Annotated in this window: 22 protein-coding genes; 8 read left to right on the plus strand and 14 right to left on the minus strand. The window is 59.1% G+C overall.

Translation table 11 applies throughout. From position 1 onward, the window contains the following. The first annotated feature begins 656 nt into the window (after positions 1-656). Complete coding sequence (locus H8F22_RS27040; protein WP_059181811.1) at positions 657-950, plus strand: DUF3077 domain-containing protein; 294 nt, start codon at positions 657-659, stop codon at positions 948-950. Between the two features lie 55 nt (positions 951-1,005). Here H8F22_RS27040 and H8F22_RS27045 read toward each other — a convergent pair whose 3' ends face one another. Continuing rightward, positions 1,006-2,619, minus strand: coding sequence for a Fic family protein (locus tag H8F22_RS27045; RefSeq protein ID WP_194940909.1), 1,614 nt, complete (start codon positions 2,617-2,619; stop codon positions 1,006-1,008). A gap of 521 nt (positions 2,620-3,140) precedes the next feature. Between H8F22_RS27045 and H8F22_RS27050 the strand changes: the two genes are divergently transcribed. Next, complete coding sequence (locus tag H8F22_RS27050) at positions 3,141-4,067, plus strand: LysR family transcriptional regulator (RefSeq protein WP_059181813.1); 927 nt, start codon at positions 3,141-3,143, stop codon at positions 4,065-4,067. On the opposite strand, the gene H8F22_RS27055 is transcribed toward H8F22_RS27050, so the two are convergent. The 10 genes from H8F22_RS27055 to H8F22_RS27100 form a co-directional block, all read right to left on the minus strand. After that, positions 3,984-4,301 carry an AzlD domain-containing protein gene (locus H8F22_RS27055; protein WP_081743912.1) on the minus strand — a complete coding sequence of 106 codons (318 nt, stop codon included), beginning with the start codon at positions 4,299-4,301 and terminating at the stop codon, positions 3,984-3,986. The two genes, H8F22_RS27050 and H8F22_RS27055, sit on opposite strands and share 84 nt — an antisense overlap. Next, positions 4,280-4,999, minus strand: coding sequence for an AzlC family ABC transporter permease (locus tag H8F22_RS27060; protein ID WP_027922203.1), 720 nt, complete (start codon positions 4,997-4,999; stop codon positions 4,280-4,282). Before H8F22_RS27060 ends, H8F22_RS27055 begins: the two co-directional genes overlap by 22 nt. Further along, complete coding sequence (locus tag H8F22_RS27065; RefSeq protein ID WP_172825958.1) at positions 4,996-5,409, minus strand: GNAT family N-acetyltransferase; 414 nt, start codon at positions 5,407-5,409, stop codon at positions 4,996-4,998. Before H8F22_RS27065 ends, H8F22_RS27060 begins: the two co-directional genes overlap by 4 nt. Positions 5,410-5,455: 46 nt before the next feature. Beyond that, entirely contained in the window at positions 5,456-6,205 is a 750-nt protein-coding gene (locus H8F22_RS27070; RefSeq protein WP_059181814.1) for a 2OG-Fe dioxygenase family protein, read from the minus strand. 230 nt (positions 6,206-6,435) lie between these two features. Then, positions 6,436-7,722, minus strand: coding sequence for an OprD family porin (locus H8F22_RS27075; protein WP_194940910.1), 1,287 nt, complete (start codon positions 7,720-7,722; stop codon positions 6,436-6,438). 228 nt (positions 7,723-7,950) lie between these two features. Next, positions 7,951-8,565 carry a DsbA family protein gene (locus H8F22_RS27080; protein ID WP_032833436.1) on the minus strand — a complete coding sequence of 205 codons (615 nt, stop codon included), beginning with the start codon at positions 8,563-8,565 and terminating at the stop codon, positions 7,951-7,953. A 214-nt stretch (positions 8,566-8,779) separates the two neighbouring features. Continuing rightward, positions 8,780-8,992 (minus strand): HAD family hydrolase, encoded by a 213-nt coding sequence (locus H8F22_RS27085; RefSeq protein ID WP_059181815.1) that lies wholly within the window; start codon positions 8,990-8,992, stop codon positions 8,780-8,782. A gap of 245 nt (positions 8,993-9,237) precedes the next feature. Then, entirely contained in the window at positions 9,238-10,344 is a 1,107-nt protein-coding gene (gene aguA / locus H8F22_RS27090) for an agmatine deiminase (protein WP_027922208.1), read from the minus strand. A gap of 5 nt (positions 10,345-10,349) precedes the next feature. Then, positions 10,350-11,228, minus strand: a complete 879-nt coding sequence (gene aguB, locus H8F22_RS27095) for an N-carbamoylputrescine amidase (RefSeq protein ID WP_059181816.1) — start codon at positions 11,226-11,228, stop codon at positions 10,350-10,352. Between the two features lie 211 nt (positions 11,229-11,439). Next, positions 11,440-14,352 (minus strand): aminotransferase, encoded by a 2,913-nt coding sequence (locus tag H8F22_RS27100; RefSeq protein ID WP_194940911.1) that lies wholly within the window; start codon positions 14,350-14,352, stop codon positions 11,440-11,442. Between the two features lie 197 nt (positions 14,353-14,549). Here H8F22_RS27100 and rfbC point away from each other — a divergent pair, with 197 nt between their 5' ends. From rfbC to H8F22_RS27120, 4 genes are all read left to right on the plus strand, one after another. Next, complete coding sequence (rfbC, locus tag H8F22_RS27105; RefSeq protein WP_027922211.1) at positions 14,550-15,095, plus strand: dTDP-4-dehydrorhamnose 3,5-epimerase; 546 nt, start codon at positions 14,550-14,552, stop codon at positions 15,093-15,095. A gap of 103 nt (positions 15,096-15,198) precedes the next feature. Next, a complete protein-coding gene (locus tag H8F22_RS27110) occupies positions 15,199-17,007 on the plus strand; it encodes a sensor histidine kinase (protein ID WP_027922212.1) in 1,809 nt (602 codons plus the stop codon). Next, a complete protein-coding gene (locus H8F22_RS27115) occupies positions 17,004-18,395 on the plus strand; it encodes a sigma-54-dependent transcriptional regulator (RefSeq protein WP_027922213.1) in 1,392 nt (463 codons plus the stop codon). The genes H8F22_RS27110 and H8F22_RS27115 overlap by 4 nt, the downstream gene beginning before the upstream one ends. A 40-nt stretch (positions 18,396-18,435) precedes the next feature. After that, positions 18,436-18,891 carry a thioesterase domain-containing protein gene (locus H8F22_RS27120; protein ID WP_027922214.1) on the plus strand — a complete coding sequence of 152 codons (456 nt, stop codon included), beginning with the start codon at positions 18,436-18,438 and terminating at the stop codon, positions 18,889-18,891. 46 nt (positions 18,892-18,937) lie between these two features. Here H8F22_RS27120 and cysQ read toward each other — a convergent pair whose 3' ends face one another. After that, positions 18,938-19,771: a 3'(2'),5'-bisphosphate nucleotidase CysQ gene (gene cysQ, locus H8F22_RS27125; protein ID WP_032833437.1), complete on the minus strand. Its 834-nt coding sequence runs from the start codon at positions 19,769-19,771 to the stop codon at positions 18,938-18,940. Further along, on the minus strand, positions 19,768-20,334 hold the full coding sequence (nudE, locus tag H8F22_RS27130; protein WP_027922216.1) for an ADP compounds hydrolase NudE: 567 nt from the start codon (positions 20,332-20,334) through the stop codon (positions 19,768-19,770). The genes cysQ and nudE overlap by 4 nt, the downstream gene beginning before the upstream one ends. A 90-nt stretch (positions 20,335-20,424) precedes the next feature. Here nudE and yrfG point away from each other — a divergent pair, with 90 nt between their 5' ends. Continuing rightward, positions 20,425-21,087, plus strand: coding sequence for a GMP/IMP nucleotidase (gene yrfG / locus H8F22_RS27135; RefSeq protein WP_027922217.1), 663 nt, complete (start codon positions 20,425-20,427; stop codon positions 21,085-21,087). Between the two features lie 100 nt (positions 21,088-21,187). On the opposite strand, the gene lysM is transcribed toward yrfG, so the two are convergent. Beyond that, positions 21,188-21,628: a peptidoglycan-binding protein LysM gene (lysM, locus tag H8F22_RS27140; RefSeq protein WP_027922218.1), complete on the minus strand. Its 441-nt coding sequence runs from the start codon at positions 21,626-21,628 to the stop codon at positions 21,188-21,190. Between the two features lie 138 nt (positions 21,629-21,766). On the opposite strand from lysM, the gene H8F22_RS27145 reads away from it, so the two are divergent. Beyond that, complete coding sequence (locus H8F22_RS27145) at positions 21,767-22,654, plus strand: LysR family transcriptional regulator (RefSeq protein ID WP_027922219.1); 888 nt, start codon at positions 21,767-21,769, stop codon at positions 22,652-22,654. Positions 22,655-22,724 lie beyond the last annotated feature (70 nt).

The raw sequence follows: 22,724 nt of genomic DNA on the forward strand, positions 1-22,724 counted from the left end.
GTAGGCGTTGGAGCTCAATGTAGGGCGTTAGCTGGAGGGGAAAAAGGTGGGGGCGGGAACATCATTAGTTACTTGGTGTAATTAGTAAGATATCGCAGGTGTCCGATTTTGCAGTAGGACTCAGCCGCTTCTGATGTAGTCCGCCTTTTGACGTGTCGCTTTTTTTCACTTTCTGCGACACGTTATTAGAACGTGTCGCTGGTGACGACATGTGCGCGTCGATGTGTTCCTTCGTTTAACTGTTGCTCAGCCATAAAAATCACTAAACCGCCCTCCACGCCACCACCTAGCCACGATTGCGCAGTCGTCCCTCTCAAGCTACCTTCAGGTCGTCGCTGCCAATTCAGCGACCGGGCCTGATAACCCGAGTAAGATACAGGCGCACGAGCGCCCATAATCACGATTGTTGGCGTTTTTTTGTGCCTGCATTTCCGTGTAATGGCGGCTGTGCGTGGGAGACCTTCGGGTCTGCCGGGTTCCTGTATCTCCGGTTTATCAGCCCGCGCACAGCTGCCACCCATTCGCCTGATAACGAACGTGGTAGCTCAAACTTTGATTCAGGAGTTTTTGCTAATGCCCGCTACCGGTCCGTCCAAAATTTGCGCTACCGCTCCACCGGTCATCCTCCACCACCGCCCAAACACCGGAGGTGCCCAATGACCAACCCTCAAGACCTCAAAACCATCGGCCTCACCCCTTTCTCCTACCACGCCAACGAACCGCTCTTCCGCATCAACGCCGGCGTCCCGGTCATTGCAGCCCTCTCCCACGCCTCCGATCTGCTCCACGTCGCCAAACTGCTCGCGTCAGACGCGGCCATGGTTCGCGACACCGACCGGCACGCCTGGGCATCGCATTACTTGCAGGATATGAGTAAGGCGATCATCGATGACGTAGTGAAGGTGCTAGCCGCGCCGTGTAACAACCGAGCCAGTAACGTCGCGCCATAAACAAATCGCACGCATGAAAAAGCCCCGAATCAATCGGGGCTTTTGCGTAAGTCGGTCATCTACCCACTGGCTGATTCGGGTGATATCGATCACTCACGCCACTGTCGATCGGTTCTTCCCCCCGCATCGACTGAGCCACCGCTTCGGTAATGGCGTCCCAAATGTCCGGCCTTGTCAGCACCGGCATTTCCTTTGCCAGTACGTTGCTCAGCTTCCCTTCGTTCTGCTCAATGGATCGCAGGAGTCGGTCAGCCTGTTGATCCGGCATTTCAACGATTTCCTTGATCGCCTGCCTGGCCCTTATGTGGCTGCGTAAATACCGCGACTCTTCACGCATCTGTTCGGTGATCGTGCGGCGGATGACGTTCGAGATGAACACGACGTGTGGCCCCAGGTTTGGATATCGCCACACCGGGCGTGCCTGTTCCTGCCCCGTGAATTCAATGTTCGAGACCACGCCGTCAGGGTATTGCGTGCGAGTACTGGCGAACGTTACCTGGTCTCGTATGCCCTGCATGAGCGGTTTTGAAACCTGATCCAGCACGCTGTCATACAGGCGCCGCTCGGCCGAGTCGTCGGTGATAACCGCTGAAATCGGAAGAATCACCGGATCTGGAATGGCTCCATCACGACGCAAAATGTCGTTGATCAGGAAGCGATGGACCCGGCCGTTGCCATCAGCCAGCGGATGGATATAGACGAAAGCAAACGCCGCCACAGCGCTGCGCATGACCGGGGATTGCCCTTGAGTGCGATTCAGAAAGACGCGAATCCCTTCTAACATCCGCTCCAGATCACTTTCCGGTGGCGCGACATAATGGACGATCTCCTGATAGCGAACCGTCTCTCCAACAAACACCGGCGATTGCCGAATTCCCAGGCGGGTCAGGGTGGTCACTGCGCCAAGGATCTCTTCCTGCATCTCAGCCAGTGCCGCATCGGTGAGCGGCAATTCGCCCTGACCGGTTCGTCGCGCCAACACATCTGCAAATCGCTGGATACGCGTAGAGCGATCCGCCTCCCCTTCAATGGCGAAACTGGCTTTGCTTTCCCGCAGCGTCATCCATGCCGCGGCGCGCAGCAGAAGCGCCTCGCCAAATTCTGCGGTCAGTTGACCAAAGAGGTGAGGCACATCGAGGTCCGCTGCTGACTGGACTGCTGCTGTCTTGACGACGACTGGGCAGAAGTAGCGCGTGCCTGGCAGGTTGTCAGTCACGCGCCAACGCGGCACTTTCACCGCCTCTTCGGGTGACGCCGCCACCATCAGATCGGCGTTGATGGCGTCGACATACTTACCGCCTATGGGCTCGGGCGCTTGCAATTGCTCGCCGGTGAGCCACTCAAACAGGAACGCTGCCCGGCGTGCATATTGGCCAGTGGGCTCAACATTTAACCAGTCTTGCACCGGTGCCGGACCCACCTTGGTAAACAGCCGACTCAAGAATTCAAGGTTCGGGACTTCATGCCGCAGATGAAATTGCAGATGGGATGAGAGGTCCGGATCGGGGCGCATATTCTCCGTATACGTCTCAAGACGAAACCCGTCTTCGACTTGAGTTAACCGCCGGCTACCCACCTGACTCAACACGGGTAGCCGCGCCATCGGCAGCACGCCGAATGTCGTCGCTAGCCAGGCAGCACCGATGGGATCTACGGGAAACTCGCTCACGGTCACACTCCTTTGAACAGCTCGGCTGAAATCAAAAATGCCTATAAATGGAGAGTAACGATCAAAATCAGGTTTTGCTGCATAAAAACGATTATTTTTTGATGGGTTTGCATAAAAATGAACATTTCAGACGCGTCAGATTGATCCGGCCCTGACCCTAAACGCATAAAAACGAGTTTCGGCGCTCAAAAACGATCATAAATCCGTACTTTTGCATAAAAACGTTTCGAGACCGGCCGCCTTTCGAAGTCCCAGCGGCACGAAACCCGCACTGACAACCCCGTTCCCACCCAAAAAAAAATGCCCAAACCTCCCGGTCCGAGCATTCTTTGACCCCGATCACCCACCCTCCCCCAGAAACCCGCGATCCTGCGCAACCCTCCAACCATCGGACGCCAGCATCAATTCGCTACTAAACTCGGGACAAGCGGGTTCAGGTGCAGGATTATAGCCAGCACGTATCGCCCAACCGACGGCCAGGTACTCAACAATAGCCAGCCCACTTTAGAGGGCATTACCCAATGGATAGCAGAACCCTACGCAACTTGATGCGCATTGTGCAGACCGGCTCATTGTCGGCGGCGGCAGAGCATTCCTGTTTAACGGTGCAGGCATTGGCTGCGCAGTTGAACAAGGTCGAAGAGCAGTTTGGTTTTCGGTTGTTTCGTCGCTCCAACAAGGGGTTGACCCTGACCACGCAGGGCACGGAACTCACGCCTTTCATGGACAAGGTGTTAGTGGCCACGCGACAACTCGAAGAAAAAGTCGCGGCGTTGAAAGAGCCTGGGCAGCGCACGCTCAGGGTGGCGCTGAACACGACGCTTTCGTCTGACTTCAATCGGCGAATGATCGGACGCCTGATTGAGGTGTTTCCCGACTATCAGCTGGAATTCAGCTACGCCGAGTCGATGGAAAACCTCAGCAAGCTGAAGAACGAAGACTTCGACCTGGCGGTGTTGATCGGCCCGCAGCAGCCGGGATTACCGAGCATTATCCTGCCCGAGGTTCAGGTGCAGGTGGTCGGTGCCCATTGCGGCCAGGAACATGATCCGCTGGTCATGCTCGGCAACAAGTTTCAGGTGCGTCCGGCTGACGATTGTCCGTATTCCCACAGCTTCCTGCGCTTTCTCGACGCCGGTCTTGGCAATTACGAGTCGAACAAGCGGATGGTCTACTCCTGCAGTGAAACGCTGACGCTGTCGCTGATCACGCAAATGGATGGCCTCGGCATGGTGTCCCGCGATGCGGCCCAACGTAACGGCTTGACCATTTTTCCTGGCTTCGAGGATGCCCTCGAAGTGCGGTTGGCGGTCAATAACCCTGAGTTGTCGGGCCAGGCATTGCACGATGTGGTCGACTTGCCGCTACATGAAAGAACCGAGCGCAATGTACGCAGCCGTTCCCACCGCAACGGAGAGAAAGAGGTTTTTGCTGAAGTACGCACATAACAACGTCGGAATCGCGGCATAAAATTCCGGGCGATCGAGCTGCACGTGCTGATCCTTGATCAACAACGGCGTGACGCTGATGGCAGCGACGATCGCCACCGGCAAGTATTCCAGCGCACGGGCGACGAAGGGCGGCCAATGGTCGGTGTTCACTTGTAGCGGCAACGCACGCGGCAGGAAGGTCACGGCCATCATCAGGACGACGACCAGAATCAGGAACGTTTGGTCAGGCATACACCCACCCCGCAGCCCACAAAGGTGGCGATGAATACGTTGAACGGAGAACTGCCGGCCAGGCTCAATGCGCCCATGCAGGCGACAGCGGCCAGTGCGGCGATGAGTTTGTTACGCGTATTGCACAGCGACACCAGCACGTAGAGCATCATGGCCGTCAGTGCGTAGTCGAGCTGGTACTTGATCAAGTGCGCCGCGTACTGCGCGCAAATCGCCCCGAGTAAACCGCCGAGCACCCACGACGTGTGGCAATACAGATTGAAGCCGATCAGGTAACGCACATTGACTGGCGCGCCCTTGCCCAGTTTGACGCTGTGGAAGGCGAACGACTCATCGGTCAAACCACCCGCATAACACCAGCGTTCAAGACGACTGAGCCCCATGGCCTGCAACGCCTTGGCCATGTAGACCGACATCAGCATGTGCCGCGCGTTGATCAAAAATGTGGTGAGGACAATGGTGGTCAGCGACGCGCCACTGGTAATCAGTGCCAGCGCGGCGAACTGCGAAGCACCGGCGTAGACAAACAGGCACATCGCGACTGGCAACCACACGGGCATCCCGGCATTGACCGCCATCAGGCCGAACACGAACGACACCGTGAAATAACCGGCTACCACCGGGCTGGCTTCTGCAAAGGTGCGCGAACGTTGTTGTGGCCCGACCATCAGCGGCCGGCTGCTGGACGTCTCATTCATAGATCCCTCTCAAATGTTCTTTCGCCACGCGGTTCGCAAAAACCCTGGGCACTCCAAAAACGTTTCCCGGCGAGGTTGGCATCGTCGACAAACAGGAACATGCGCAGCACGCCCACGCGTTTCATGTCCGCCGAAGCCGCTTCAACCAGCCGTTGACCCACGCCTTGGCTGCGATACAACGGGCTCACCGCCAAATGGTTGATCGTGCCACGACTGCCCAGCATGCCACCGAGCACCGCGCCGACGATTTCGCCGCGGGTGTCCAGCGCGATGAACGCGGTGGTGGTCTTCTGCACCAATACACCACGCAGGCACTTGGCGTCCTGCCATTCGCAGAAAGACACCTCTTCGAATTGCCGGAAGAAGCGCTCCAGGCGCTGGGCATCCTTGGCTGTCGTACGCCTCAACATCACCGGTGCAGGGCACTCGGCGAGGCTGATCGCGGCGTTGTACTGTTCAGCGAACAATGTCGAAAGCGGTCCCGGGCCGCGAGAAGGAAATCGCCAGAATTTGCCGATAGGCCATGGCATGGGAATGGGTGTTGCGCGCCGGCGTGACGTAGTGGCGCATGTCCCGATCCAGGAAGTAAGTGGTGTCGAGAATGTCCGTGTAAGTCGTCGACGCCAGATGCTCTTGTTCATGGGCACTGTACAAGCGGCTTTCCGCGCCCTCCACGTTATTGCGTCCCCAGAAATGCACGCCGCTGAACGGGTAACCGTCGCAGTGAATACCTTCCGGGGTGATCTCCAGTTGCTTGCCTGGTTTGATCTCGATCCGGATCTGGTGAATCTGGCATTGCCAGATTTCGTCGTGCAGTTCCGGCGGCAGAACGTTTTTGTACACTTCGAAATCCGTGTCGATCAGGCTGCGCATCACCGGCGAATGAATGATTTCATCGGAGAAATCCTGGAAGTGCCGGACCATTCCGCCCACGTAGGCGTTGTTGGCCTTGGACTGGACGTAGGCGCGGTGCTCCAGCTGCGTCAGTTCGCGCGTCACCGGGTTGTATTCGAAATCGCTGTAGCGTCGGTACCGATTGCCCGCCTCGGCCTGACCGTAGTAACTGTCGGGCTCCATGTGTTCCCAACTTCTGGTCAATCTGATGAAGTCGGAGAAGTGACCGAACAGATTGAAGTCACTACTTTTGACGTTGACGTATTTGTCGCGCCGTAGCGATTCGCCCACTTCTTTGTTCAAAACGAGCATTTTCAAAATCTCCGTGCATTTAGCAACCTAATCTAGAGAGCACAGGATTTGCGTCCATGAGAAAGAATTTCAGGCATATCAAGCGTTGCTTGAAACGGAGTTTGAAGTTGCTTCAATTTGACGTTTTGCGACTGAAAACAGCGGTTTTTAGCGCTTTTTAACCGTCACCAGGCAAAAAAATCCCCCGAGCCAGTCGAGGGATTTACGATTTTTTTACGCTTAATCGATCATCAGAAGACGTTGATCGGGTAATCCACGAACACACGCAGTTCGTTACCGCTGACGTTGTACTCGCTGGACTTCTGCGACACACGCAGCACCGAACTGCGCAGCTTCACGCTCAGGTCTTTGGCCGGGCCGCTTTGCACGACGTATTTGAACTGGTTGAAGATTTCGCGCTCGGTGCCGCCTTCGCTGGTGGACGTGGTGATGTTGTCACCGCGCACATACGCAACGTTGTACGTCAGACCCGGAACGCCGAACGCGCCGAAGTCCAGGCCGTAGCCCAACTGCCAGCTGCGTTCGTCTTCGGCGTTGAAGTCGGACCAGTAGGAGTTCGCCAGGTAGATGGTGTTGCCACCGTCGCCCACACGCCCTTGGTCTTTCTGGTAGCCGCCGTAGGCGTAGCCGAGGTTGCTGTCGCCCGTGCTGCGCTGGTGCGCGAGGGTGAACGAGTGCGGGCCGGTGACGAAGGTCGCGGCCAGGCTCCAGATCTTGTTGTCGTCGCCGGTGATACCGTTTTCGCGGACGTAGGCATCGTCCAGCTTGGTGCGGTAGCCGTTGAAGTCCAGGGTCAGGGACTGATCCTTGTCGATCGGGAAAATGTAGTTGGCATTCACGTATTGCTTCTTCAACACGTCTTCGACGTCGGAAGCGTACAGCGCGCCTTTGAATTGTTCGGTGAACTGGTAGCTACCGCCCAAGACGTTGATCGACTTCAGGCCACCGCTATCACGACCTTCAGCGCTTTTACGCGATTCGGCGGTGAAACGACCGGCGTCCAGCTGCAGGCCTTTGATCTCTTTGGACGTGATCAAGGTGCCAGTGTAGCTTTCTGGCAGCAGGCGCGAGTTGTCGTAATTCAACACCGGCAGGGCCGGCATCTGGTCGCCGTAGGTCAGCGTGGTGCTGGACAGGCGGAACTTGATCGCGGCGCCACCCTTGGACAGGTCGTCAGCCGGCTGGCCACTGTCGCCCTTTTTGAAGAAATCGATGCCTTGCGCGCCGCTACGGTCTTCGCTGCGCTCCAGATTGAGGGCGTACAGACCGAAAGCGTCGACTCCGACACCCACGGTGCCTTGGGTGAAGCCGGACGAGAACGTGCCGATGGCCGCTTGGCCCCACTCGGATTTATCCGGGTTGCCGTCTTTGTAATCACGATTGATGTAGGCGTTGCGCAACAGCACTTTGAGGCTGCTGTCTTCAACAAAACCCTTGGACTCGGCCTGGTCGTTAGCCATGGCCTGTGTAGCACTCAACATCCCCAGAGCGATCAGGCTGATTCGCTTGTTCAACATTTTGTTTTCCTTATTTCGGGTTGAAACGCGCTGTGTCGAACGGCTGAAACGGCGCTATCGCACTCTTTTTTCACCCCAAAACAAAAAGGTCCGCGCACGAAAAAATCGTGGCGGACCTTTTATTATTTTGTGGGCGTGGCGGTTAGCCACAGGCGTTGGGCGGGATCCTAGTCGCGCCCATAATGCTGTGTCAATTTGATGAATTGACTATAGATAGACGAAAAACGTCTAAGCGAGCTGAGCCAGCCAGGCTGCAAACGCCTCGGGCTTACCGAGCCAAGGGCTGACATCGACCAGCGTGAACTGGCCATTTCGCTCAAGCGCCAGTGTCGGAAAACCTTGTCCGCCGACCTTGGCCAACAGGGCGCGACTGTCTTTGATGTGCTGTTCGGTATTGGCACTGTGAAAGGCCGTTTCGAAGGCCAGGGGTTCCAGGCCGATCTCTGCTGCCAATTCAAGCAGCACCGATTGATCGGCGATGCGCCGACCTTCAACGTAATGCGCGGTCTGCAAACGCCCCAACAACTCAATCCCACGCCCGGCAATTTGCTCGGCTGCCAGCACGGCCGCAATTGGCGGAGCGGAATCGAACACCGCCGTTTCATCGCGCAGCAGACCTTCAAAATATGCTTCGCCAAAAGGCTGCCCGCTGTATTCGGCAATGCGTCGATCGTGAGGCATCACGTAATTGCGCAGTTGTGGTGAAACGGCTTTGCGGTTGGCGCCCGTCATCATGCCGCCACCGTGGGCGATTACCGGCAACACGCCTTGGGCTGCTTGCACCAATGGTTTGGCGCCATAGCACCAGCCGCACAACGGGTCATAAATGTAATGAAGGATCATCGAAAGGCTCAGGCAAGAAAGTAGGAAAATTCACTGCCGGCAGACTAATCCTCAGGTGGTTGCGGAAAAACGCTGGAATGGCTTTCAGTCTGTTTCGCGGATCGGTCGAATAATGCCGGCCGACCTCTGACCTGGAGTAAGCCTGAAAAAACCATCGCCCATAAAAAAGCGCCGCCATCCCGGCAGCGCTTTATCAATCCTTTGTTTATTCTTCTTATCCTTCCATCACATCCCACAACGCTTCCAGTTCCGCTTCGCTGAACAAGCCAGCGGGGTAGCGCTCGATCATCATCCGGCGCGGATCAGGTTCACTGATCTGACGCGTTCCATTGGACTTGAACCACTGCGCAAGGACCTGGAGCGATTCGCTATTAATTGCCAGGGGATGCAACGCCCGCTCGCTCACTACGTTCATTTCGGCGTTCATTTCAGCGCTCTCTCCTGGTTCGTGAGCGGCTAACTTATCCAAGGTTTATGACAGAACATCGCAGTTCTCCCCCTCCCTGTTTCACGCGGTGACAGATACAAGAGCTGTGCCAATGTGTCTGTGCTGTCGACAAGCGGATACAAAAAAGCCCGCAGTCCATAAGGGCTGCGGGCTTTTCAGGGTGTGGAGAGGGTTAACCGTAGCTCAGCTGATTGTGCAATCGACTCAGGCTGTTACAACCCCACTCACTCCTTGTGCGGCGCGGGTTGCTGTTGAGTAAGGCAGTGAATGTTACCGCCTCCCAGTAACAGTTCCCGGCCTGGCACCATCACCACTTCGTGTTGCGGGAACAGGGTCTGCAAAATTTCCTTTGCCGGCTCGTCCAGCGGGTCATCGAAGCTTGGCGCGATGATGCCGCCGTTGACGATCAGGAAGTTCACGTAGGAACCCGCCAGACGAACGGTCGGATTTCGTTCCTGAGTGCCGTCCACCGGGTCGACGCCCGCGCACTCTTCTTCGGTCGCATACAGCGGACCCGGAATCGGCATCTTGTGCACCGTGAAAGGGCGACCTTTCGCGTCGGTGCTACTTTGCAGGACCTTCATGGCCGCCTGGCAGCGCGGGTAGTTCGGGTCTTGCGGGTCATCGGTCCAGGCCAGCAACACTTCACCCGGGCGCACGTAGCAGCAGAAGTTATCCACATGGCCGTCGGTTTCGTCGTTGAACAAACCGTCCGGCAACCAGATGATTTTATCCACAGCCAGATTCGCGCTGAGCACCGCTTCGATCTCTGCACGATCAAGGTGCGGATTGCGATTGCGGTTGAGCAGGCATTCTTCGGTGGTGATCAGGGTGCCTTCGCCATCGACGTGAATCGAACCGCCTTCGAGCACAAAGCCCTCGGTGCGGTAACGCTGGCTGCGCTCGATCTCGAGGATCTTGCCGCCGACCTGCGAGTCACGGTTCCATGGCGAATACAGGCCACCGTCGAAACCGCCCCACGAGTTGAAGTCCCAGTTCACGCCACGGACTTCGCCACGGTTGTTGATGACGAATGTCGGACCAGTGTCGCGCACCCACGCGTCATCGCTGGACATTTCCACCACACGAATATTCGGCACATCGAGGCGGGCGCGGGCGTTTTCGTACTGGCCTGCGGAAACCGCGACGGTCACCGGTTCGAAACGTGCGATGGCTTTGGCCACCGCCACGTGTGCGGCTTGCGCCGGTTTGCCACCCAGGCGCCAGTTGTCCGGGCGCTCGGGCCAAATCATCCAGGTCTGGGTTTGTGGCGCCCATTCGGCCGGCATGTAAAAGCCGTCGGCGCGAGGCGTGGTGTGCAAAGTGGTCATGAGAATCAGGACTCCAGGGAACCGTCGAGAGTTTTCAGTGCGCCGTACAGGTTCGGGCGACGATCACGGAACGAACCCCACGCGCTGCGAATGTGCTCCAGCTCGTCGAGGTCGAAAGTGTGCACAAGAATACCTTCTTCGGTTTTGTTGAGCTCCTGAACTTTTTCGCCGAACTGGTTGGCGATGAAGGAAGAGCCGTAGAAGGTAATGTCGTAGCCGTCCTGCTCTTCGTTGCCGATGCGGTTGCTGGCGATCAGCGGCATCAGGTTGGCGCCGGCATGGCCCTGTTGCACGCGCTGCCAGTGATCACGGGACGAGATGGTCTTGTCGTGCGGTTCGCTGCCGATGGCGGTCGGGTAGAACAGGATTTCCGCGCCTTGCAACGCCATGCTGCGGGCGCACTCCGGGAACCACTGGTCCCAGCAGATGCCCACGCCGATTTTCGCGTAACGGGTGTTCCACACTTTGAAACCGGTATCGCCCGGGTTGAAGTAGTACTTCTCATGGTAACCGGGGCCGTCCGGGATGTGGCTTTTACGATAAATCCCGAGGTTGGAGCCGTCGGCATCGATGATCGCGATGCTGTTGAAGCGCGCACGACCGGCCAATTCGTAGACGCTGATCGGCAGCACCACTTGCAGCTCTTTGGCGACTTTCTGGAAGTGCTTGATCGCGACGTTGTCTTCAACGGCTGTGGCCAGTTGCAGGTAATCCGCGTTCGGCTTCTGGCAGAAGTAGGGGGCTTCGAACAGTTCCTGGATCAGGATGATCTGCGCGCCTTTGGCTGCCGCCTCACGAACCAGCTTCTCGGCGGTTTCGATATTGGCTTCAAGGTCCCAGGAACAGGCCATCTGGGTAGCGGCGACGGTAACGATACGGCTCATGAATCGGCTCCTGAGCAAAGGCTTGGGGTCGACTGTGGCATCGACCCGTGACAGAAATGGGAAGCGCTGGGCATGGATCGTCCACAGCGAGGCAGCGGTGACTTTATAGCCGATAAATATCGGCTTTAGAAGCCACCCACAAACCTTCTGTCATATTTTTTTGCTAAAAAGCCGATATCTATCGAATTAACACGCCTACAGGGTTATGGATTTACAGGCCTTCCGCGAGCACCTTCGAGAGCATGTCGACGAAGAAATCCACGCTCTGGCGCGACGTCACCATCGGCGGTTTGATCTTCAGGACGTTGAGGAAATCACCGGTCGGCTGCATGAAAATCCCCAGCTCGCGCAGGCGATCACACAGCGCCGTGGTTTCTTCGGTCGCCGGTTCCAGCGTGTCGCGATTGCGGATCAGCTCGACGCCCAGATAAAACCCGGAACCGTGTACCGCGCCTACCAGCGGATGAATATCGATCAGCGCTTCCAGGCGCTCCTTGAAGTACCCGCCCACCACCTGAGCGTTGTCCCAGAGCTTTTCTTCTTCCATCACATCCAGCACCGCCATGCCGATCTGGCAACTGACCGGACTGCCGCCCGCCGACGAGAAGAAATAACCTTCGGCCTCCAGCGCTTCGGCAATTTCCCGGCGGGTGATCACTGCGCCCAACGGCTGACCGTTACCCATGCCTTTGGCCATGGTGATGATGTCCGGGACCACACCCTGCTCTTCAAAACCCCAGAAGAAATGGCCCATGCGCCCGTAACCGACCTGCACTTCATCGGCGATGCATACACCGCCCTGGGCGCGGACCATGGCGTAGACCTGCTGCAAATAGCCCGGTGGCAACGAGATTCCGCCGGCATTGCCGTACACCGGTTCACAAATGAAACCGGCCAGTTTGCGTCCTTGTGCAGCGACTTTTGCCAGGTTGTGTTCGACGCTGCGCACGTAGTCCGGCGCGCTGTCCGGGCCACGAAATTCCCCGCGATACGTGTTCGGCGCAACGACGGGATGCACCCAGTCCGGGCGGCTGCTCAAGGCCTTGGGGTTGTCGGCAATCGACGTCGACACCGCATCGGCGCCTACCGTCCAGCCGTGATAGGCCTCCAGCACGCTGAGCATGTCGCGCCCGCCGCTGTAGGCCCACGCCAGGCGAATGGCCAGGTCGTTGGCCTCGCTGCCGCTGTTGACCAGGAATACCCGGTCCATGGAGTCCGGCGCCAACTTCAGCAAACGCTCGGAAAACTCGGCGACCGCCGCATAATTGAAACGAGAGTTGGTGTTGAGCAGCGACCACTGACGACCGGCGACCGCCGCCATGCGTGGATGACCATGGCCGAGCACCGCGACGTTGTTGAGCATGTCGAGGTAGGAGCGGCCCTGCATGTCGATGAGGTGGTTGCGCCAGCCGCGCTCAATGCGCGGTGGATCGACGTAATAGTGCTTTTGGGTCCGGGCGAAACTGGCGCTGCGGCGTGCCAGCAGTGTCTGCGAATCCAGTTCTTCTTCAGCGTCACAGGCCAGCCCCAGCAATGCCGCTGGCGACGGGCACAAGGCTTGCCAGGCCAGGGCACGCGATGGCGTGCAAAACAGCGGCGCGTTGAACGCCGTGCCTCGGCACAACTGCACGATCAACGGCCCGCTGACCGAGCCCAGCACCTGGCCTTTGACCAGCGCCGCGCCGACGTGCAGCGACGGGGTCACGCCCCACAGTCGTACGCTCAGTTGCGGACCGTCGAGTTGCAGTACACCCGCCGAGGGCTGATGAACCACACCGGCAAACGGCGACTCGACTGCCGTGCCGTGGGGCACTCGCAATTCGACGTGCAACGGGCAGGTGTCCGGCTCGTCCGCCGTGTCTGGCCGGGTTCGCGACAACCGGTATTGTCCATAGCGACTGGCCGCCAGGCCGTGGGTCGCAGCAGCTTCCGTCAGGAGTCGCTGATCGATGCCTTCTTGCTCCCAGTTGCCCGCCTCGAAATGCGGGCTGAGGACGCCCAGATCGATCAGCGCAAACTCGCGCCCCACCAGGCTTGGCAACAACGGTGCAAACCCTTCGCTGCCGATGCTCGGCAGACTCTGGCCAACACACGCCAGGATCGCCGCTTCCATCAGTTCCAGCGGCACCGAGGTGGCCACGCGGAAAATTTCCCACTCATGGGTCAGGTTGTCACGGCTGTATTGGTTGCCCGGATCAATGCTCACTTGCTGCTCGCCACTGAGCACCAGCACCGCCGCACGCGCGACGATCAGTGGCCAGAGCGCCAGTAGCTCTTCACGCTGCAAAGGATTGACCGCGTGATAGGCCTCGATGGCCGGCAAAATGTAGAACGGATCGCCGTTGGCGTGGTGCAGCAGCGCGGCGCACGTCACCGAAAGATCGGTGATGCGCCAGGTGCGGACCAGGTCGCCGAAATCGATCACGCCCTGCAATTGCCACTGGCGTTGCGCATCGCGCTGCCAGACTACGTTGTCGTCCGTGATGTCCATGTGAATGGCCTGCACCGGCAACTTGTCCACCAGCGGTTGCAGATGACGCTCGGCGCGTTCGGCGGCCTCGGCGATCAACCGGCGTTGCGCGTCATCCTTGATCACCGGCAGCAGATGACCAATCAATGCGTTGGCGTGACGGGCGTCCCACTGCAACGTGCGCTCAAGGCCCGGATGGTCGAACGCCGCCAAGGCCAGGTCCATTTCGCCGCACAGTTGACCGAAACCCGCCACCACGGCACCCGGCAGGTGATCCAGATGGGTAAGCGACTGACCTTCGATGTAGTCGAGCAGGCGCACGTGCACCGATTGACCCGCGACATCCAGCGTGAGCAGATCAGCACCATTTTTGGCCGGGATCACTCGCGGCACCTTCACGCCGGACTGCTCCCGTAAATGCTTGAGCCCCGCGTGCTGGGCTTGCAGTTCCAGCGCCGAATACTCACCACGGCAGATTTTCAGGACGAAACGCCCCCGGTCGCTGTCGACGCGAAAGTTGAGATCCTGCTGGCTGCCCAGGGCCTGCAACGTTCCGCTCAGTCCGTAATGCCCTTCCAGCAGCTCTAACGCTTGCTGCGCAGACACTTGCGGGCTGGGCAAACTGGCGCGGTGAATCAACGTGGCGAGCGGCATACAACGACCCCTGAAATTTTATTAGGCGCTTATATCGCCACTGCCAGACGCGATACGCAACCCCCTTTTGATCGCCTGACCGGCCCTGACACTCGACATGACCAGTGAACGGGTCAGGAAAAATCAAGTCGTACTCGCCTCACTCGGCACTTTGCGCAAGAATGTCCCCCATCAACGCCCATTACTGGAGAAGCACCATGAATGTAGTCACCACCGACCTGCCCGGTGTTCTGATCATCGAACCCAAGGTTTTTGGTGACGAACGCGGCTTCTTCTATGAGAGCTTCAATGCCAAGGCCTTCGAAGAAGCGACGGGGCTGGACACACAGTTTGTCCAGGACAACCATTCCCGTTCGCAAAAAGGTGTACTGCGCGGCCTGCATTACCAACTGCAAAATACCCAGGGCAAACTGGTCCGCGTGACGGCCGGTGAAGTGCTGGATGTGGCGGTGGATATTCGTCGTAGCTCACCCCATTTCGGCAAATGGGTAGCGGTGCGTCTGTCCGCCGACAACCATCGCCAACTTTGGGTCCCGGAAGGTTTCGCCCACGGATTCGTGGTGCTGAGCGAGTTCGCCGAATTCCTCTACAAAACCACTGACTACTACACCCCCTCCGCCGAGCGCAGCATTCGCTGGGACGACCCGGACCTGGCGATCGATTGGCAACTGGAGGCAGCACCACAACTGTCCGGCAAAGACCAGGCAGCCGCGTTCTTCAAGGACGCTGAAGTCTTTTCCTGAAACCTGTCTGCATCTTCGTTGCAACCACGACTTGACCAAGGCGCGCAGACTGCGCCATCAAGCCTAGGCATAATGCGCCTGTACCCACAGGCGCCCGATGCTCATGACTCCGACCCTACCTCGCAGACCCCGCTGGCGCAGCCTCGCCCTGCTGGCGCTGTGCCTGGCGCCGCTGCTGTGGCCGCTGGAGCATTTGGCCGAGCGCTATTACCGCAGCGAATTGGCCGGGCAGAACCGTCAGACTCTCGACTTGTACGTCGCCAACCTGCTGGGCACGTTGCACCGTTATGAAGTCTTGCCGCAGATCCTCGGCGACCTGCCGGCGCTGCGCGCCGTACTTGGTGCGCCAGACGATAGCGTCACCCAGGGCAACGCCAACCGCTTGTTGAAAAACATCAGCACCCAAACGGGTGCCGAAGTCATGTACCTGATGGACACCCGTGGCAAGACACTGGCGGCGTCCAATTGGGACAAACACGACAGCTTCGTCGGGCGTAATTTTTCCTTCCGGCCTTATTTCAGCGAAGCCATGGCCGGGCGGCTGGGACGGTTTTTCGGCCTGGGCACGACCTCGGCCAAACGCGGCTACTTCTTCGCCGCGGCGGTACGCGAGGGCGAAAAAGTCATCGGCGTGCTGGTGGTCAAAGTCGACCTGGACCACACCGAAAGCCTCTGGGGCAAAACCCCGGAACAACTGCTGCTGACCGACCACAACGGCGTGGTCATTCTCACGTCGCGGCCGGAGTGGCGCTTTCGCTCGACTCGCCCGTTGAGCGATGAAGAAAACCAGGCCATTACCGCGATCCAACCGTATCCGACCCGCGATCCGAAGCCGCTGAATCTCAATCCCAATGCCTGGGTGACGCAGACCCAGCAGATCGCAGAAACCGGCTGGAACGTCAGCATCCTTGCCCCGCGCACCCTCATCGATCGCCCCGTGCGCACGGTGGTCGCCGTCGGCGGCGCAACATTGTTGGTGGTGATGCTGCTGCTCGGGCTGATGATGCAGCGCCGGCGCCATTACCTTGAAAGGATCGCCTTCGAAGCCAAGGCCCGGCGCGAACTCGAAGGCCGGGTCGCCGAGCGCACCAGCGATCTCGAAGGCCTCAACCGCCGATTGAAACAGGAAGTACTGGAGCGCGAGCATGCCCAGCAGGAACTGGTTCGCGCCCAGGATGATCTGGTCCAGGCCGGCAAATTGTCGGCACTCGGCACGATGTCGGCGAGCATCAGCCACGAACTCAATCAACCGCTGGCGGCGATTCGCAGCTATGCGGAAAACGCCGAAGTGCTGCTCGATCATCAACGCACTGACGATGCGCGTGGCAACCTCAAATTGATCAGCGAATTGACCGGGCGCATGGCCTCGATCATCGCTCACCTGCGCGCCTTCGCCCGCCGTGATCGGCACGCGCCGGAAAGCGTGGCCCTGCAACCGGCGCTGGATGACGCGCTGGCGTTGCTGGCCAAGCGCCGCCGCAGCATGGAAGTCGAATTGATCCGCGACCTGCCTGCCGCCACGCTGTGGGTCGAGGCCGGGGAAACCCGTCTGCGTCAGGTGCTCGGCAACCTGTTGGCCAACGCCCTCGATGCGCTGACCGAAAAAGGGCCGCCGCGTAAACTCTGGTTGAGTGCCCAATCCACCGCGGACGGCGTCACTTTGTACATTCGCGATAACGGTCCCGGCTTTTGCATGGAAGCCCTGGGACGTGCGAGCGAGCCCTTCTACACCACCAAGACCCGCACACAAGGGCTTGGGCTGGGGCTGGCGATTTGCGAAACCCTAATGCGTGCCTTCGGTGGTGAACTGTCGTTCGCCAACCACAAGGAAGGTGGCGCCCTGATTACCCTGAAGCTGCGCGCTGGCGCACCGGGCGTGAGCCTGCAACCGTCCGAGGACCGAAGTGCATGACCATCGACAATCGCATTCAGGTCGTGTTGATCGACGACGATCCCCACCTGCGTCAGGCCTTGAGTCAGACGCTGGACCTGGCCGGCCTGAAAATCCTGCCGCTGGCCGAAGCCAAAGGCCTGGCCGCACAACTGGAGCGCGACTGGCCGGGCGTGGTAGTCAGCGACATTCGCATGCCGGGCATGGACGGTCTCGAATTGCTGACCGAACTGCATGCCCAGGACCCGGAGCTGCCGGTGCTGCTGATCACCGGCCACGGCGATGTGCCGCTGGCGGTGCAAGCCATGCGCGCCGGAGCTTATGACTTCCTCGAAAAACCGTTCGCCAGCGACGCCCTGCTCGACAGCGTGCGCCGCGCCCTGGCCTTGCGCCGGTTGGTGCTGGATAACCGCAGCCTGCGTCTGGCCCTGAGTGATCGCAATGAACTGAGCACTCGACTGGTCGGGCAATCGGCGCCGATGCTGCGCCTGCGTGAGCAGATTGGCGCACTGGCCGCGACCAAGGCTGACGTGTTGATCCTCGGTGAAACCGGCGCGGGTAAAGAAGTCGTGGCCCGTGCGCTGCACGATTTGTCGAACCGTCGTAACGGTCCGTTCGTGGCGATCAACGCTGGCGCACTGGCCGAGTCGGTGGTGGAAAGCGAGTTGTTCGGCCATGAGCCGGGGGCGTTCACCGGCGCGCAAAAACGTCGCATCGGCAAGTTCGAATTCGCCAACGGCGGCACGCTGTTTCTCGATGAAATCGAAAGCATGAGCCTGGACGTGCAGGTGAAATTGCTGCGCTTGCTGCAAGAGCGCGTCGTCGAGCGTTTGGGCGGCAATCAGTTGATCCCGCTGGACATCCGCATCATCGCCGCGACCAAGGAAGACCTGCGCCAGTCCGCCGATCAAGGACGTTTCCGCGCTGACTTGTATTACCGCCTGAACGTCGCACCGCTACGCATTCCCCCCCTGCGCGAGCGTGGCGAGGATGCGTTGATGTTGTTCCAGCATTTCGCCGACGAAGCCAGCGCCCGCCACGGTTTACCGCCCCATGAATTGCAACCGGGGCAACGCGCCCTGTTGCTGCGCCACACCTGGCCCGGCAATGTACGGGAGCTGCAAAACGCCGCCGAACGCTTTGCACTGGGCCTGGAACTGGCGCTGGACAACAACACGCCGGATGGCGCAAGCAGTACACCGGTCGAAGGGGTCAGCGGCGGTTTGAGCGAGCAAGTGGAAAATTTCGAAAAGAGCCTGATCGCCGCCGAACTGGCGCGCTCTCACAGCTCCGTGCGCAGCCTCGCCGAAGCGCTAGGCATCCCGCGCAAAACCTTGCACGACAAGCTGCGCAAACACGGGCTGAACTTCGCGGGTGGCGCCAGCGGTACGAGCGACGATCTCGATTGAGCGACCGTTAAATCATCACTTTCAAACAAGAGGCCTGTGCATGAACCGCGACAGTCGTCACCTGGAATCGATTCTCCATCACGACATCCCCCTGACGCAGGCGATGGGCGTCAAAGTGCTCGACTGGCACGACCAGCAACTGCGCCTGTACTTGCCGCTGGAAGCCAACGTCAACCACAAAAGCACCATGTTCGGCGGCAGCCTGTATTGCGGCGCGGTGTTGGCGGGTTGGGGCTGGCTGCATTTGCGCTTGCGCGAGGAAGGGATTGAAGACGGGCACATCGTGATTCAGGAAGGGCAGATCAACTATCCACTGCCGGTGACCATGGACGCGACGGCAATTTGCCAGGCGCCGAGTGCGGCGGTGTGGAAGAAGTTTCTGGCGATGTATCAGCGCTATGGGCGGGCGCGGTTGACGCTTCATTCAAGGATCGTGAATGTCGACAGCGATGAGGATGCGGTGAGGTTTACCGGGCAGTACGTCCTCCACCGCTGAGTAGAGGCCAGCACAAAACCCTGTAGGAACGAGCCCTTACCCGCGGTCAGGAACGGGCGAGCTCCAGCAGCTTTTCGCGCCACGCAGCCTTCGCCGGCAGCGCCAAAAAGAATGCATTCAACAACGATTCCCGCGCCGGATAGCAAAACGGCGCACCGCTCAAATCCAGCACCTCACCGCCGGCGCCTTCCAGCACGCCTTGCGCCGCGGCCGTGTCCCACTGCGACGTCGGTGCCAGGCGCGGATAACAATCCGCCGCCCCTTCCGCCAACAGGCAAAACTTCAGCGAACTGCCAATGTTGGCCAATTGCAATTCACCCAGGCTATCGCTCAACCCGGCCAGCAAGCGCTCCTGCTCCGGGCTCGAATGCCGGCGGCTGGCGACCACGGTAAACGCTTCCCCCGCCGCAGGCACTTCGCGAACCTGGATCGGCAATGGCGAGCTGCCTTTGTCGCCACGCCAGGCGCCCAAACCGGCACCACCGACGTAAAAGCGGCCGTTGGTCGGCATCGACACCACGCCAAACACCACCTGTCCCCGCTCGATCAACGCAATGTTGACGGTGAACTCCTCACTGCCGGAAATGAATTCCTTGGTGCCGTCCAACGGGTCGACCAGCCACCAGCGATGCCAACTAGCGCGCACGCTTTGCGGGATGTTGGCGTCCTCTTCGGACAGCACCGGAATGCTGGGGTCCAACGCGGTCAACCCGGCCAGAATCAAGTGGTGAGCTGCCAGATCGGCAGCGGTCACCGGAGAATCGTCAGCCTTGGCCGTCACGGCGGTACCGGTGCGCCAGAACGGCAAAATCGCGTCGCCCGCCTTCAACGCCAGCTCAACCACAGGCGCCATCAACGGATGGGGGAAACTCAAATTCATGGCAAAAACACCCCACGCTGGGTCAGTAAGTCACGGGCCAGATACAGCGCCGCCAAGGCACGACCCTCAGTGAAACGCGGGTTCTGAGCCAGCGCGGACAACTCGCGCAAGTTGATCCTTTCCACGCCCATTGGCTCGGGCTCGTCACCCTCAAGGCTTTCTTCATACAGATCGGTGGCCAGCACCACCTGGATCTTCTGGCTCATGTAACCGGGCGACAGCGACAACTCGGTCAGATGCTCCAGCTGCCGCGCGCCATACCCGGCTTCTTCCTTGAGCTCTCGCTCGGCCGCCGCCAGCACGTCTTCACCCGGCTCGACCAAGCCTTTGGGCAATGACAGCTCGTATTCATCGGTGCCGCCGCAATATTCCTCGACCAATACCGCGTGATCGGCATCGAGCATCGCCACGATCATCACCGCGCCATAACCCGCGCCCTTGCCGACCAAACGCTCGTAGGTGCGCTCCACGCCATTGGAAAAGCGCAGTTTGAGCTCTTCGACACAAAACAAACGGCTGGTGGCGACGATCTCGCGGGCGAGTACGGTGGGTTTCTGGCGCATGAAAAGCTCCTGGGCGTGAACGCGTTACTATACCCGGCCTATCCTGATTGTTGACTTCGGATATCTCTTTTAACGCTGGAGAAGTTTTTTATGTCCCTGCTGCCCTGGCGCGACATCGACACCGTTCTGCTGGACATGGACGGCACGCTGCTGGACCTGCATTACGACAACCATTTCTGGATGGAGCACTTGCCACAGCGTTACGCCGAGTTGCACGGGGTGAGCCGGGCCATGGCCGAGATGGAATTGCAGCCGCTGTTCGAACGCAATGCCGGCCAGTTGCAGTGGTACTGCCTGGATTTCTGGAGCGCCGAATTGAAACTGCCGGTGCGCGAACTGAAACTGGAAACCGCGCACCTGATCGCCTTGCGCCCGGATGCGGATACGTTTCTGGCGGCGATCAAACAAGCAGGCAAGCGGGTGGTGATGATCACCAATGCGCACCGCGATTCGCTGTCATTGAAGCTGGAAAGGATTGAACTGGCGCCGTATTTCGAGCGATTGATCAGCTCGCATGATTACGGGTTTCCCAAGGAGAATCCGCAGTTCTGGGAGGCGCTGCAGGCCGACATCGGCTTCGACCCCACGCGCAGTCTGTTTATCGACGATACGCTGCCGATCCTGCGCAGTGCCCGCCGTTTTGGCGTAGCGCACCTGTTGGCGGTGAGTGAGCCGGACAGTCGAAAAGGGGCCAAGGACACGGCGGAGTTTGCGGCGGTGGGGGATTATCGAGAGCTTATTGCAGGGCTTTAGACCTTATCGACTGCATCGCGGGCAAGCCACGCGCCCACAGAAGATACAAAACCTGTGGGAGCGTGACTTGCCCGCAATGGCCATCACACGGTCTTGAGGATTACTCAGGAATCCGCAATGTTTGCCCCGGATAGATCTTGTTCACATCCTTGAGCATCGGCTTGTTGGCCTCAAAGATTTTCTGATACTTGTTGGCGTCATGGTAAACGCGTAACGAAATCGCACTTAAGGTATCGCCCTTCTCAACCACGACGAATCGCGCGGCCACAGCCACCGGGCCGGTCACTGTGATCTGGTCATCCACGCTGCCCACGCCGGCAATATTGCCCACCGCCAGCAGAATCTTTTCCTTCTCTTCCTGACTGCCGACTTCCCCGGTCACGGTCACTTTGTCGCCATCCACCGTGGCCTGCACATTCGGGTTACCCAAGCCGACCTTGCTGATGTGCTCCTTCAACTGTTCGCTGGCATTGGCGTTGCCGGGGGTCAGCAAATCGAGCAGTTTTTCGCCTGCTTCTTTCACAAAGCTCAATAGACTCATGGTGCACTCTCCTTAGGTTTCAGGTTCCAGACGCAAAAGACTAGACCAAGCTTGTCATCCCCGGTTCCAACCCGACCAATGACGTTGATCCGGCGCAAGCGCTAGAATCCCCCTCCTTCACCGCGCCCTGGAGCGAAGATGGACATCAAGCAGCTCAAATTCCTCATCGCCCTCGACGAAACCCGGCACTTCGGCCAGGCCGCTGCGCGCTGCCACATCACCCAGCCGACCCTGTCCATGCGCTTGCGCAGTCTCGAAGAAGAACTTGATTTGCCGCTGGTCAATCGCGGTCAGCGCTTTGAAGGTTTCACGGCACCAGGTGAACGGGTGCTGGCGTGGGCGCGCACGGTTTTGGCCGCTTACGACGGTTTGCAGGCCGAAGCCGCGGCGTGTCGCGGCAATCTGGTCGGTACGTTGCGGTTGGGTGTGGTGCCGTTGTCGAGTTTCGATCCGCTGCCCTTGATGCAACGCCTGCATGCCGAACACCCGAACCTGCGTTTCGAACTCTCGGCGCTCAGCTCCGAGCAAATCCTCGAACAACTGGCGAACAACCGTCTCGACCTTGGCGTGTCCTATCTGGAACGCCTGGACGGCGAGCGTTTCGATTCGCTGGCCTTCAGCGAAACCCGCATGGGCCTGCTCTACGATCGTCGTTTCTTCAGTTTCGGCGAAGCGCCGCTCACATGGGAATCGCTGATCGAGTTGCCCCTGGGCATGCTCACCAGCGGCATGCACTTTCGTCAGTCCATCGACCACAACTTCCACAGCCGCGGCCTCACACCCCAACCCCTGCTGCAAACCGATGCCGTCCACCAATTGTTACAAGCGGTGCACGGTGGCCTTTGCTGCGCGGTGATGCCGTTGGACGGTGGCCTGGAAAACCTCACCGATCACTTGCGCCTGCAACCCATCGAAAAAGCGCAAACCCTCGCCCGGCTGGGGCTGATCATGCGTCGAAGCGCGCCGCGTTCGGCCTTGGCGGAAGCCTGTTTCGCGATCTATCAGAAATCACCGACGGACTCTTGATCGACGTCATCTATCGGTAGATCAGTAATAGCGATTAGACGCGACCTATTGACGCGCCTAGGCTTAAGCC

Origin of the sequence: Pseudomonas mucoides (genome assembly GCF_015461845.1) — a bacterium.
In the GTDB taxonomy this organism is placed as follows: domain Bacteria; phylum Pseudomonadota; class Gammaproteobacteria; order Pseudomonadales; family Pseudomonadaceae; genus Aquipseudomonas; species Aquipseudomonas mucoides.